The organism is Aquaticitalea lipolytica (genome assembly GCF_014641635.1).
GTDB classification, from domain to species: domain Bacteria; phylum Bacteroidota; class Bacteroidia; order Flavobacteriales; family Flavobacteriaceae; genus Aquaticitalea; species Aquaticitalea lipolytica.
Map to the genome: position 1 here is coordinate 1 of NZ_BMIC01000003.1, position 13,687 is coordinate 13,687.

Below are 13,687 nucleotides of genomic sequence, written 5' to 3' on the forward strand. Positions count from 1 at the left end.
TTGGACCTGCTACTACTCATGCAACATATGATCCGGCTAATGATACGGTTATAACTATTAATTTCACTGAGAATACAGAAAGCATGTGTGGTAATGCGCCTGCACAATCTGTTATCAGATTAACTAAACAGTAAATAAAAGATTTATATTTTATTTAGAAAAGTGGAATTAATATTGATTCCACTTTTCTGTTTTATATAATAGGAATTAGGCTGTAAATATTAATAGAGTATATAGTAAAAGGACTTCTTTAAATTTAGAATTATTGAACCTTTATAGTTTCTAGACTATAAAAAATATTGTAAATGCTATTAAAATTATAATAATATCCTTTAAATACACTTATTTTTAAATTGCTGATTTTAATGTTTATTATATATGTATAATAATATTAAAAGAATTGATTCTTATATAACTCTATCGGTGATAAACAGTCATATCGTTTATCGTTTCCGCAAAGCAAGAAAGAAGAAACACAAACACAGGTAGTTCTTATAGTAATTGGGAATCTTATACTTCTAATGCATACAGTCTTATTATCTTCAACTTCAAAAAGGATTATACTAGTTGCTAAATGGTACTCTTGAATTATCGGAAGAATTGTAAGTAAAATGAAAAGTATAAGTCAAAATAATCAACTGAAAACAAAAGCATTAAAAGAAAAAGATTATTAAGGTGGTTATATAAACTATAAGCTTATATAAGGGAGTAATATGCTTAATTAGCCGAGTAATTTACTTAATAATTGAGTAAAACAGCTAGTACACGAGTGATACACCTATTGGTAGTTTGAGATGTAGTACATGCCTTTGATTTAATTACACGAAACATAAATCAGTCATCTCGATTTTTCTAAATTTCTACGTCTAAATAGAATCCATTATGGAAAGATAAAATGATTCATTATTTTATGCTCACTTTTCTAAAAATTGTCCTTTAGACTTTAAAAATGTTAAAATATAGCGTTAAAGGAAACTAAGCTTTAAAATCGTTTTTATAGTTCACACTTTTCTTTGTCATTAAAGAATTCCTTGCGAATTTTAATTATTAATTAAAAATCACAAGCTATGTGGATATATTTATCAAGAAAAGAGGCAAGCAAATTTTTATCAATTAGTATAAGACAAGTTGATCGTTATGTATCTGAGGGTAGGATTAAGGCATTTAAGCCTTATGGAGGAAGACGTGTTTTAATATATGCAGATTCCTTGACAGAGGAGAATTTAAAATCTCCCATACCTAAGTTTATAAATTTTGAAGATTAATTATAAATTATGCGATATGGAAAATGAATTAAAAAGTTGTAAAAATTGTGGGGATTCAATTATAGATGGTAGAAGTGATAAAATTTTTTGTAATGATTACTGTCGTTATTATTATAATAATGAAAATGGTTTAAGAAATCGTGTATATCAGTTTTTTCTAAAATACAAGGAATCAATAGTCAAATATATTGATGATGAAATAAAGTCAATTACTGCTAATTTGGATACAGCTACAAAGAAAATGAATGAGGCTGAACATGAGTCAGAGGATTATTGGGATGGACTATTTAAAAAAATAATACTTAGTCAAGATTTAAAGCAACTAAAAAAATTGAAGGAATCAATCCCTTTTTAATAATAGTTTTAAGAGTTAATTAAAAAACACATGATCAGAAACTTTTTTGGCTTTTTCTCTAGCTGAAGCTTTAATGTAAAGCAATACCATTCTTTCTGAACTATGACCCGAAAACACCATAATATCTTGAAGAGGCATACCAGAGTTATAGGCATTGGTACAGAAGCTTCTTCTCGCACTGTGGCAACCAATAAATTTATATTTAGGCTCTGAAATGAAAACAGATTTTCCGCCTATCGTTTTTTCTACTTCATAAGGTTCAATTACGCCACATTTTTTCAGTAGAAGCTTAATTTCTTTATTGATTAAATTTTGATGAATAAAAGGAGGGAAGCTTCCTTTTCTTTTGCCTAAAATATCTAGAACAATTTGCTTTAATGGAATAAAAACGGGCCTTTTGGTTTTGTTCTGAATAATATGAATATGTTTTCTACCATTAAACTCTTCAACTTTTGGATTTTTAAGAAAACCCATAAGGTCTCCAATTCTGAGTCCAGTATAGCAAGCTATGATAAATATATCCCTTATGTTATCAAGATACTTATTTTTAATTTTAAGATTATAAAGAGATAAGATTTCATCTTCCGTAAGATAAGGATGATTAACTTCTTCACTGAACTTTTTGAAATAACGCTTTCTGAATTCACTATTGGAATGAATATCTTCATCAAAGGCTGATCGGATGATTGTTTTGGTTTTTTGTATAATTGAACCAATATAGTTTTTGGAATATCCTTGGTATTGACCATAATCAATAAAGTCATAATAAAATGCTTTGTTGATATCATTAAATTTAAAGTCTTTAATATTATTTGATTCAAGATAATCTCTTAAAAATCTTAACGCATTTTTGTAAGTTGACAGCGTTCCTTTACCAAGAACGCTTCCAGTATTTGGAGATATATGCTCGGAATAGAAATCAATATACCATTGAAAATAATCCATTACTAATTTTGGTTTAGTAGGTTCTTCTAGCTTTTCTTCAACAATTTCTAAAGGTGTGAGGATAGAATTTAGTTTTTCTAGAAGTAATTTTTTATCTATATGAGTAGTATCTTGGCTAAAAGATGAAAGTTCAGAATACACTTTTGTTCTAAGTTCATTTAACCTATTATTTATGTGATCTCCATTCAGAATATCATTAGGAAGTTTTAATAACTGTTTATTAGAATCCCAATATTTTATAGATTGCATTGGAATTGCAAAAGATGTTGACTTACGTATTCTAATGTTTTTGCCAAATCTAAGTTCACAAAGAATGGTTGCGTTTTTTTTACCGTTTCTAATTTTAAATTGAAAATTCATAACCTCATTTATTAGTTCTTAAATTGTATTTTAAGATAAATGATGGTTTCAAATGGCTTTAAATTTGTGACCATTTTTGTGACTACTTATGTCTATTTATGTCCGTTTTAGAGAAATTTTTCTATAAAATTTCATTAAAAACGTTTATAAAACGGCAATTTTGGCACAAAATGGTTTTAAAAACCATTCTGTCGAGGTCACGGAAAAAATCCTAACAATTGGTTAATCAATTAGTTAGGATTTTTTATTTTCTAATGTGATTATATTTAATTTTTAAATGCCTTTTTTTGGTATAAAAACTGTGATTTAAAGTAATTTAAATATCTGTTATTGAATTAATTACCATTTTGGCGTAGGAGTGTTACAATTTTTAACCTACTATTGATTATAAGGTTTTTATTTTTTTAATTCTAACCATTTCTTATAGTCTTCAATAATTTTATTGTCTGTTGCTGGGTAAAGACCAATAATTGACTGTCCTTCATTTACTTTTTCAATAATATAGTTTTCAAATAAAGACATTTCTGTACATTCATTAGCTACCTCGTCTACTATATGAGCAGGAATTACCATGATACCATCATCATCTCCAACTAGAATATCTCCAGGAAATACAGCAACATCACCACATCCAATAGGAACATTAATATCAATAGCTTGATGTAAAGTTAAATTTGTTGGTGCAGATGGTTTTTGATGATATGAGTGAAAATTTAATTTTGAAATCTCTGCACAATCTCTGAAGCCACCATCAGTAACAATTCCTTTAGCACCTCTAACCATAAGCCTTGTAATAAGAATTGATCCTGCAGATGCTGCTCTAGCATCTTTACGACTATCAATAACTAATATACTACCTTTAGGGCACTGTTCAATAGCAACACGCTGCGGATGAGTTTTATCTTTAAAAACAGAAATTGGATTTAAATCTTCTCGTGAAGGAATGTAGCGTAAAGTGAAAGCTTCACCTACCATATTTGTTTCCATTTTTTTTAACGGAACTACATTTTGTATAAATTGATTTTTAAACCCTTTTTTATATAAACATGTAGCAATAGTAGCTGTACTTATGCTAAGTAATTTTTCTCTAGTTTGTTTTGATAATGTCTCCATTAAGTAAATATATGATATAAAGATTTGTTTCTTAAACAAATATACATATATTTGGTAAACCAATCTGGTAAACCAATTATTTTTTATGATGACTATACTAAATAAATTAAGGGCTGTTTTAATAAGTTTTATAGCTATTGCAAGTCTTTTTTTCTTGGTTGTTAACTGTTCTTCGACTGAAAATATTAGTGACGAAGAAACTATAGACCCAAATGGAAATAATGAGGAAGTAGCAATTTATGCTGATATTAATTTTTCAAATTGGAAAATAACACTTCCAATTGACGCTAATAATAATGGTAGCCCAGACGAATATCAACCATCACAACTAGTGAATAACGGCTACCGAACATTAACCCAAGTTAAACCATTTATGTATGATGACACAACAGATGCTTCAATAGTGTTTTATACATATCCAGCTGTTTCAACTGCTAATAGTTCTTATTCAAGAACCGAATTAAGAGAACTAATAAATCCTTCTAATTCTAAAGATAATTGGACTTTAGCTGAAGGAGGTGTAATGACTGGAAAGTTAAAGGTTCAGTCTATTTCAGAAAACTCGCAAAGTAGTAGTACTTATCATAATGTTATAGTTATGCAAATACATGGTATTATTTCACAAGAGGATATGAATACACACAATTTTTCATCTAATAATGGACCTCCATTGCTAAAAATGTATTGGAAAGATGGCTATTTATGGGCTCACAAAAAATCACTTTTAGATGAATCCACTGAAGGGGATGATCTTCTTGATGTGTCTTCAAGTACATGGTACGATATAAAGCACAATTTTGGATATGTTGGTTTTGAGCCTTTTACTTTTAAAATTATTGCTACTCAAGGTAAATTAGAATTACAATTAAACAATAATCCGCCTTTTATATATCAAGATGTTAGTTTATCAAAATGGCCTTTTGAAAACTACTTTAAAGCAGGTAACTATTTGGTAACAACTGAGCCTACAGCTTTTTCTTATATAAAGTATTACAATTTAAATGTAACACATTAACTACTAACAAAATAATAATACAAATTATGAAAACAAAACTACAATTACTATTAATGCTATTGATGACATGTCAATTGGCTAATGCACAATTTTATTTAAGCGAAATTATGGTTGATCCTCCAGGAACCGATGCTCCTAACGAGTATATTGAGATTAGAGGAACAGCTAATGCGCCTTTAACAAATGTTTACCTTTTAACCATTGAAGGAGATGGTAATGATCCTGGTGATGTTAATGAAGTTATTGATTTAACAGGGCAAACTATAGGTTCTAATGGGTATTTAGTACTTTTAACTACAGGTAATGCATATCAAGCTGCATCACTAGTAAACCCTGCAGCTAACGTAGCATTAGATATTAAACCTGCAGATTTAGAAAGTCAATCACACACATTTCTTTTAATTCAAACTACAACACCTCCATCAGACAGTGATGATATTGATAGTGATAATGATGGTATACCAGATGGAAGTCCGTACAATACGTGGACTATTTTAGACGCAATTTCGCTTCTAAAAGATAATGATAGCTCTGCACAAGCATACTGCTATTCTAGTATTGGATTTTTAGAAAATGATTTAGCACAAACACCACCAACTGTATTTCCATCTAGTGGAGTATTAGTTGTTTCTACAGGAGGTACACAATTTGATTATGTTGCAAGAATTGGAAACTCAACAGGTTCTGCATTAACTAACGATGAAACTACTTCTGATTGGGTAGGAGGAGATTTGCCTAGCGGAAATTTACCAAATTGGTATATGGGTTCAACATCAACAGCTGGACAAATTAGAGCATATCCTGAAAGTTTTGAAGGGTCACAATTAAATCATATTGGATCACCAAACCCTTCTCAAAACACTTTATCTGTGAATACTTTTGATTATTCTAATGTTAAAGTTTATCCTAACCCAACTAAAAACATTCTAAATATTGAATCTAATTCTTTTGAAGTTTCTTCAGTAGAAATTCATGATGTTTTAGGAAAAAGAGTATTTCAACAAAATGGGTTAAATAATAACCAAATAGATATATCTAACCTAACTAATGGTATTTATATAATGAAAATTAATGCTGACGGAAAAACATTAACGAGAAAAATTATTAAAGAGTAATTATATCAAAAAACAATTAAGAAAGCCTTTTACAAAAGGCTTTCTTATATTTAGTATGGTTACAACTAAAATCAGAGTATAAAAAAATATAATTGAGTAATTTTATTAATAGTAAAACATAAAAATCATATTTATTACTTTTAATATAACCGAAATATCCTATAACATGAACTTCAAAACTTTTAAATTAATTTTCACACATTATTCAATAATTATAAGTGTTATTTTGTTGTTTAGTGGCTGTTCTGGAAACAAAAATAAAAATTATGTTAACCATAATAAAAAGGTAGAAATAGGGAGCAATGCAAATGACATAATACCATTTTTCCAACATTGGAATTTAATTTTAGGTGATGGATCTAATGTGGGTCAGGCAACAAACTATGAAAACAAAAACTTCTTTTACACTAGCAAAGATAATAGTGGCGATTGGGTAGTATTCAAAACACCTAATGCTGGTAATACTCATGGTACTTCAAACAATACAAGGACTGAACTAGCTCAATTAAAAAAGTGGTCGCCAATGGATGAAGCTAAATTAAGTGCAACAGTGAAAGTAATGAATGTTTCAACTACAGGAGATGCACGAGTTGCATCAACATTTTCTGTGGTAATTGGACAAATTCATAGTGCAGATGGACATGAAAATGAACCATTCAAATTATTTTATAAAAAATTTCCTGGTCATACCAAAGGTTCTGTTTTTTGGAATTATGAAATCAATACTGAAGGTGATGATAATTCAGGCAGATGGGATTATTCATACCCAATTTGGGGTTATGACTTTTCTGTTGTTGGGACAGATAAAAATAAATATCCACCAGAACCAGAAGATGGAATTGCTTTAGGTGAAGAATTAAGTTATGAAGTAGAAGTTAAAGATGGTGTTATGTATCTCACATTTACTAGCGAAGGGCATGAAACAAAAACATTTACCAAAAACCTTATTTCGTCTGAATATGCAGAACGTAAAAACATGCCTACTCAAGTTAAAAACTTATTTGTACCAATAGGTCAAGATGGAGTGGAACGTAAAGAAGCTTACACAGGTGAAGGGCTCTTTTTTAAACTAGGTTGTTATAATCAAACAAATGGTAAAGATCCTAAAGTGAATAAAGTATGGTGCTCAGGTGCTGAAACACATGGTGGAGATGTCCAAAAACAATATGCAGATGGTAATTACGCCGAGGTTTGGTTTAAATCAGCAAATATCACCATTAGTGATGATGCTATTTCTAATGAAGGGTATTTTCAAGCTAATGATGGTTTAAGTACAAAAACAGTTTATCCAAGTGAAGTAATCCCATTTATGGATAAATTTAAAATGCTAATGGGTGATGGAACGAATGTTGACAATTTGGTTGATTTTGAACATAAAGATTTTTTCTATACAGTAATTGATGGCACTAGACGTTGGGTAGTATATAAAACACCTAATTCTGGTGTTACTTCAAAAAACTCAAGTAACACAAGAACAGAGTTGCATGAAAAAAGAGAATGGACACCTGAAGAAGGAGGTAAGCTCACAGGTACATGCAAGGTTATGCAGGTTTCTACTTCTGGTGATGCCAGAGTTGCTGCCTCTTACTCAGTGGTTGTAGGGCAGATTCATAGTGGCGAAGGGCATGAAAACGAACCACTAAAAATATTTTATAAGAAATTCCCTGGACATAGTAAAGGTTCTGTTTTTTGGAATTATGAAATTAATACTGAAGGTGATGATAATTCTGGAAGATGGGATTATTCTAGTGCAGTTTGGGGACATGATATGTCTGTAATTGGAACAAGTAAAGACGACTATCCTGCTGAACCTGAAAATGGGATTGAATTAGGAGAAGAGTTTAGTTATGAAGTAAATGTTTATGAAGGCATAATGTATTTAACGTTTACAAGTGAAGGGCATGAAACCAAAACGTTTACTAAAAATTTAATTGAATCTGAATACGTAAATACGTCAGACCTGCCAGCTCAAGTTAAGAAATTATTTGTGCCAATTGGTCAAGATGGTACCGAAAGAGCTACCGCTTATAAGGGTGAATTAGGTTATTTTAAACAAGGCGCATATAACCAAACCAACGGGAAAAGCCCTGAAACTAATATGGTTTGGTGTGCAGGTGCCGAGACTTATGGTGGTGATATAGCTAAGCAATATGAAAATGGCTGTTACACTGAGGTATGGTTTAGAGAAGCAACTGTAGGACCTGGTACACCTCAAAAATAGATGTAAGAGCTAGGCAGCAAGAATTGAATTAATATAATAAGAAATATATAGTATGAAAACATTTGGAGCAAGTAAAGAATTTATTTTAGACCAAGATTTAGAGTGGGAAGAAGTTGGTGAAGGTGTAAAAAGAAAAATAATGGGTTATGATGACAAAATCATGCTTGTAAAAGTACATTTTAAAAAAGGAGGAATTGGTTATAAACATGAACATTACCATAGCCAGGTGACTTATGTTGAAAGTGGTGCCTTTGAATTTTCAATTGGCGAGGAAACTAAAACTGTAAAAGGAGGAGACACTGTATATATACCACCACATGTGTTGCATGGAGCTATTTGTAAAGAAGAAGGGATCTTAATAGATGTCTTTAGCCCAATCCGTGAAGACTTTATAAAATAGTTTTCTCATTTTAACAACAATTTTTTTACGAAAATCTTAAAATTTCCAATTTTTTTTACGAAAACGTTGTATTTAACAAAAATTTACATATATTTGGTAAACCAGATTGGTTAACCAATTTATTAATTGGATTTTTAACCATAAAAAAAGGACAGGTGCACACCTATCCTTTTAAGGTAATTACTTCTTTGGAGGGAAGTAAATCTATACATGTCGTGTTTGTCACATAACATATTAAGCAAAAATACAAAACAATTTTATTTATGTTTAACATGAGTTGTGATAAAGTGGATAATTAACGTGATAATAATCTAAAAAAGCACTTTAACAAAAACAACCAATTATGAATTTAAAATTTAAGTTGGCATTAATTATTATAATGGTATTTAATGTCTCATTGTTTGCGCAAGGCGAGTACTTGTTAAAAGGTCAAGTCGTTTCAATAAAAGATACGCAACCTATTCCTGGAGTAAATGTTATTATACAAAACTCTACAAAGGGAACTACAACTGATTTTGATGGTAACTACGAAATTGAAGTAAAAAAAGGAGACGTGCTTCTTTTTTCTTATATAGGTTTTGCTACTCAAGTTGTAATTATTAATAATCAAAAAGAGCTTAACATTTCATTAGTTGAAGACTTAAATAAACTTGATGAAGTTGTTATTGTTGGATATGGTACTCAAAAGAAAAGCCATTTAACGGGTTCAATTTCTAAAGTAGTTAATGAAGGATTAGACCAGATTGCAACGGCGAGAGTAGATGATGCTCTTGTTGGTCAAGTTTCAGGTGTTAATATACAAACTACCGAAGGTGATGCAGGATCTGCTCCAACTATTAGAATTAGAGGAACGGGTTCACTAGCAGGAAGCTCTTCTCCATTAATTGTAGTAGATGGTTTAGCAGTAGATGAAGATTTTTTAGGATCTTTAGATATGAATGATGTTGATTCGTTTGAAGTGCTAAAAGATGCAGCATCATCAGCTATTTACGGTTCTCGAGGTGCAAATGGAGTCATTATGATTACAACTAAAAAAGGTAAGGAAGGAAAAACAAAATTCTCATTCAATACATTTACAGGGCGTAAAGAAGCCAGGCAAAGTGAGGCTTATTATTTTTCAGTTAAAGATGAGGTAGCAAGAGAGCTAGCCGATACAGGTACACTTTCTAGTAGAGCTCAATACATACAATTATTAGGGATTGATAATGATTGGCAAAACATTATTTTTAATGGTGGAACTATTAACAATTTTGCATTTAGTGCAAGAGGAGGAAGTGAACGAACAAAATTTAGTGTTTCTCTAGGCTATTCTCAAGATGAAGGTGTTTTAATTATAGATGATTACAAAAAATATAATGGAAGAATTAGTATTGATTCAAAATTAAGCGACAAATTTACTATTGGAGGTACTTTTTCTCCATCTTATACAAATAGAATACGCTTTGATGGATCAACACATGATATATTAAGACAATCACCTTGGTTGCCTCTTTATTTAGATGAACATTCTATTCAATTTGTAAACCGCTTAAGAGAGAATGGAAGATGGGCAAATGCACAAATAGGTGATTATGCAGAACAGAGAATGTTTGATGACTTCGATTTAAATTCAATGATGCCTGTTGCTTCTGGTGGAACAGATATTAGTGATACATCTAACACTAATCCAGCTGCAAAAGTATTAGAAAGAGATCGTCGTGATCTGAAGTTTAAATTATTCGGAAATTTCTATGCACAATATAACATTACTGATGATCTAACTTTTAGAGGGTCAATAGGTGGAGATTTTCAAAACACAAACAATAGAAGGTTTATAGGAGAAAAATCTAATAATATTGGTCCATCAGCAATTGAGTTAACATTAGCAGATGAAAACGTAATACATATAGTTACTGAGGACTATTTATCTTATAACAAAACGTTTGGAGGTCATGATGTAAGTGCTGTTGCTGGTTTTGCGGCAGAAAAATGGGATACATCTTATAAGAGTATTACTGGTGCAGGATATGAAAACGAATATATTCAAACACTTTCAGCAGCAACTTTAATTAATGAAAAAATATCATTAGACTATCAGAGACGATTATTGTCATTATTTGGAAGATTAAATTATGCTTATGAAGATAAATATCTTGCTTCATTAAGCTTTAGACGAGATGGAGGTTCTGTATTTGGTCCAAATAATAAGTATGGTAATTTCCCTGCAGCATCTCTTGGTTGGGTGATTTCTAAAGAAAACTTTATGAGAGATAGCGAGGTAATTAATAACTTAAAGTTCAGATTTAGTTATGGTGTTACTGGAAACCTAAATTTAGATACAGGAGACGATTTAATTGATAATTACCCTTATATGGCTTTATTAATTGCTTCAACTGCAGTTGTAGATAATAATTTAGTTACTGGTTTTGATCCAATTAATATTGCAAATCCATTTTTACAATGGGAAAGATCTATTGAAATTAATCCAGGAGTTGATTTTGGTTTGTTTAATAATGTGGTTTCTGGTTCATTTGAATTTTATAAAAGAAATAGTGACCAATTATTACTAAACAACCCTATATCTGCTACAACAGGGTTCACAGAAGCTATTGTAAATTTAGGTGAAGTAGAAAATAGAGGTTTTGAACTTGAACTAAGAACAAGAAATGTTTCAAATGAAAACTTTAAATGGACTTCTACTGTATTAGCATCAGTAAACAAAAATGAATTAGTAAGTTTTGGTGATTCAAATGGTCTTATTCAAAATGTTGATGACAAAAGAGCAGCAGAATGGATTAACTTAATAGGAAACCCAATATCATCTTTTTATGGATGGGTTGTTGATCGAGACATTCCATTAGAATATATTATTAATCCGTATTTCCCAATTGGCGCTCAAGCTCAAGATGTTTATGTTAAAGATTTAAATGGAGATGGATTAATTGATGACGATGATAAAACAATTCTTGGCGATCCTTATCCAGATTTAATATGGAGTTTTACTAATGAATTTGAGATTGGAAATGTAGATGTAAGCTTTATGTTTCAAGGAAGTCATGGTGCTGAAGTGAGAAATATGGGAGACCAATATTTATTTAATCATTTTAATAGTTCTCAAGATTTTAATACAGCAACAACTCCAAATCAAGGATTTATTAGAGAGAAAATTTTTACTAATGACATCATTCAAGATGCATCATACATCTCACTTCGTAATGTTAATATTGGTTATAGCTTTTCAAAAGATTTTGCAAATAAGTTAGGATTAAGTAAAGCAAGATTTTATGCAGCAGGTCAAAACCTTTTATATTTTACTGCTGATAATTATACTGGATTTAATCCTGAATCTATTGATAATACAAGTCCAACAACGTATGGATACCAAAGAGCAGGTTCACCAATATACAGAACCATATCACTTGGTCTTAATATAGAATTTTAAAAAATAAATATAAGTAAAAACATATATTATGAAACTATTTAAAAAACCTTATTTCTTAATATTAGCACTAGCATTTTTTGCTTGCGAGGATGATTTTTTGAGTCCTGTACCAACATCTGCAATTGCTGCTGATACATTTTACGCTAATGAAACAGAATTACTCAATGGTGTAATTAATATGTATGACGGAATACAAGGAGTAAATGCTCTTGATAATTCAGATTCAAGATTAAATCACGCTATTCAAATTGAATTTTATGTAACCGAAATGCGAAGTGATAATACTAGAACTAAAAGTAGTGAGGGAGAGGCAGCTCAGTTTGAAAACTATACATTAAGACCAACAAATGGTATTGTGTATGATTACTATCGCAGTTTTTACGATGTTCTTAATAGAGCAAATATAGTATTAGCTAATTTAGGTGTTGCATCAGAAGCTAACGCTCCAAAAATTGAAGCTGAGGCTAAATTCGTTAGAGCTTATGCACATTTTAATTTAGTAAGATTATTTGGAGACATCCCTTTAGCTGATAGAGTTATTGGTATTGCTGATACTGAAATACAATTTACAAGAGTGCCAAAAGCCCAAGTGTATGAGCTTATTGTTAGCGACCTTACAACAGCTATTGCATCATTAGATAACACATATAAAAATAGAGCCTCATTAGCAGCAGCCCAAGCATTATTAGCAAAGGTATATTTAACACTTGGTACTAACTATGTTCAAGCGCAACAATTATGTGAGGCAATTATGGGAAGCGGCTTTGGTTTACAACCTAATTTTAACGATGTGTTTTATACAGAGAACACAAATGAAATTATTTTTGCTATTGGTTTTGTTTCTAACCCAGCAACAGATAGTCAAAGTTTCTCTGCAGAGTGGTTAAACTCTGTTGGTAGATCAAGTGGAGTAAATTATGTTACAACTGAAGCGGCAGCAGCACTTGATGCACTTGGAGGCACAAGAGCTCCTTTTTCTTACCGTTTAGATCCTGCTCAACCTACTCAAAGACAAGTAGCTAAATATTTTCCAAATGGTGAAAACGGAGGCCCAACAGGAGTAGTTTTTACTAGTAACCCTAGAGCAGCAGGTAATGATTGGATTGTAATACGTTATGCCGATGTTTTATTAATGCACGTAGAAGCTATTATGGCTGGAAACAATTCAACTTCAGTACAAGCTGCATTAGATTCTTTTGAGCTTGTTCGTTTACGTGCTGGTTTATTAGGAGATGATGATGGTACTATTACTAAACAAGAGTTATTAGATGAAAGACGTGTGGAGTTGGCTTTCGAAAATCATCGTCTATTCGATTTAATTCGTTTAGGCGCTGCTCAAGATGTGCTTTCGGCATTTTCAGCTGCAAATGGTTATAGTTTTAATTCTACAGATATTTTACTACCAATACCTCAACGTGAAATTAACTTGAGTAGAGGTATGATGCAACAAAATCCTGGTTACTAATAAGATAAATAA

Annotated in this window: 10 protein-coding genes and 1 pseudogene; 9 read left to right on the top strand and 2 right to left on the bottom strand. The window is 31.0% G+C overall.

What is annotated here, in order from left to right; translation table 11 throughout:
- Window positions 1-1,067: 1,067 nt before the first annotated feature.
- Both IEW41_RS14660 and IEW41_RS08885 read left to right on the top strand, forming a co-directional pair.
- Window positions 1,068-1,265 (top strand): helix-turn-helix domain-containing protein, encoded by a 198-nt coding sequence (locus IEW41_RS14660; RefSeq protein ID WP_188606002.1) that lies wholly within the window; start codon window positions 1,068-1,070, stop codon window positions 1,263-1,265.
- 16 nt (window positions 1,266-1,281) lie between these two features.
- Window positions 1,282-1,620, top strand: a complete 339-nt coding sequence (locus IEW41_RS08885; protein WP_188606003.1) for a hypothetical protein — start codon at window positions 1,282-1,284, stop codon at window positions 1,618-1,620.
- Between the two features lie 15 nt (window positions 1,621-1,635).
- Here the strand turns inward: IEW41_RS08885 and IEW41_RS08890 are convergent, their stop codons facing one another.
- Both IEW41_RS08890 and IEW41_RS08895 read right to left on the bottom strand, forming a co-directional pair.
- Window positions 1,636-2,925: a tyrosine-type recombinase/integrase gene (locus IEW41_RS08890; protein WP_188606004.1), complete on the bottom strand. Its 1,290-nt coding sequence runs from the start codon at window positions 2,923-2,925 to the stop codon at window positions 1,636-1,638.
- A 396-nt stretch (window positions 2,926-3,321) separates the two neighbouring features.
- Complete coding sequence (locus IEW41_RS08895; protein ID WP_188606005.1) at window positions 3,322-4,038, bottom strand: ribonuclease activity regulator RraA; 717 nt, start codon at window positions 4,036-4,038, stop codon at window positions 3,322-3,324.
- Window positions 4,039-4,123: 85 nt separating this feature from the next.
- Here IEW41_RS08895 and IEW41_RS08900 point away from each other — a divergent pair, with 85 nt between their 5' ends.
- From IEW41_RS08900 to IEW41_RS08925, 7 genes and pseudogenes are all read left to right on the top strand, one after another.
- Entirely contained in the window at window positions 4,124-5,053 is a 930-nt protein-coding gene (locus IEW41_RS08900) for a polysaccharide lyase family 7 protein (RefSeq protein ID WP_229660201.1), read from the top strand.
- 26 nt (window positions 5,054-5,079) lie between these two features.
- A complete protein-coding gene (locus IEW41_RS08905) occupies window positions 5,080-6,168 on the top strand; it encodes a T9SS type A sorting domain-containing protein (protein WP_188606006.1) in 1,089 nt (362 codons plus the stop codon).
- Window positions 6,169-6,334: 166 nt separating this feature from the next.
- Window positions 6,335-6,766: pseudogene (locus IEW41_RS14665) on the top strand (polysaccharide lyase family 7 protein); the annotation flags it as partial.
- Between the two features lie 633 nt (window positions 6,767-7,399).
- Entirely contained in the window at window positions 7,400-8,389 is a 990-nt protein-coding gene (locus tag IEW41_RS14670; protein ID WP_373282959.1) for a polysaccharide lyase family 7 protein, read from the top strand.
- Between the two features lie 52 nt (window positions 8,390-8,441).
- Window positions 8,442-8,789: a cupin domain-containing protein gene (locus IEW41_RS08915; protein WP_188606008.1), complete on the top strand. Its 348-nt coding sequence runs from the start codon at window positions 8,442-8,444 to the stop codon at window positions 8,787-8,789.
- Window positions 8,790-9,132: 343 nt separating this feature from the next.
- Window positions 9,133-12,210, top strand: coding sequence for a SusC/RagA family TonB-linked outer membrane protein (locus IEW41_RS08920; protein ID WP_188606009.1), 3,078 nt, complete (start codon window positions 9,133-9,135; stop codon window positions 12,208-12,210).
- A 28-nt stretch (window positions 12,211-12,238) separates the two neighbouring features.
- Window positions 12,239-13,675 carry a RagB/SusD family nutrient uptake outer membrane protein gene (locus tag IEW41_RS08925; protein ID WP_188606010.1) on the top strand — a complete coding sequence of 479 codons (1,437 nt, stop codon included), beginning with the start codon at window positions 12,239-12,241 and terminating at the stop codon, window positions 13,673-13,675.
- Window positions 13,676-13,687: the final 12 nt, after the last annotated feature.

What these genes read in the sequence shown, in the direction of transcription:
- IEW41_RS14660 (WP_188606002.1), top strand. Translation starts at nt 1,068, where the DNA reads ATGTGGATATATTTATCAAGAAAAGAGGCAAGCAAATTTTTATCAATT.
- IEW41_RS08885 (WP_188606003.1), top strand. Translation starts at nt 1,282, where the DNA reads ATGGAAAATGAATTAAAAAGTTGTAAAAATTGTGGGGATTCAATTATA.
- IEW41_RS08890 (WP_188606004.1), bottom strand. Translation starts at nt 2,925, where the DNA reads ATGAATTTTCAATTTAAAATTAGAAACGGTAAAAAAAACGCAACCATT.
- IEW41_RS08895 (WP_188606005.1), bottom strand. Translation starts at nt 4,038, where the DNA reads ATGGAGACATTATCAAAACAAACTAGAGAAAAATTACTTAGCATAAGT.
- IEW41_RS08900 (WP_229660201.1), top strand. Translation starts at nt 4,124, where the DNA reads ATGATGACTATACTAAATAAATTAAGGGCTGTTTTAATAAGTTTTATA.
- IEW41_RS08905 (WP_188606006.1), top strand. Translation starts at nt 5,080, where the DNA reads ATGAAAACAAAACTACAATTACTATTAATGCTATTGATGACATGTCAA.
- IEW41_RS08915 (WP_188606008.1), top strand. Translation starts at nt 8,442, where the DNA reads ATGAAAACATTTGGAGCAAGTAAAGAATTTATTTTAGACCAAGATTTA.
- IEW41_RS08920 (WP_188606009.1), top strand. Translation starts at nt 9,133, where the DNA reads ATGAATTTAAAATTTAAGTTGGCATTAATTATTATAATGGTATTTAAT.
- IEW41_RS08925 (WP_188606010.1), top strand. Translation starts at nt 12,239, where the DNA reads ATGAAACTATTTAAAAAACCTTATTTCTTAATATTAGCACTAGCATTT.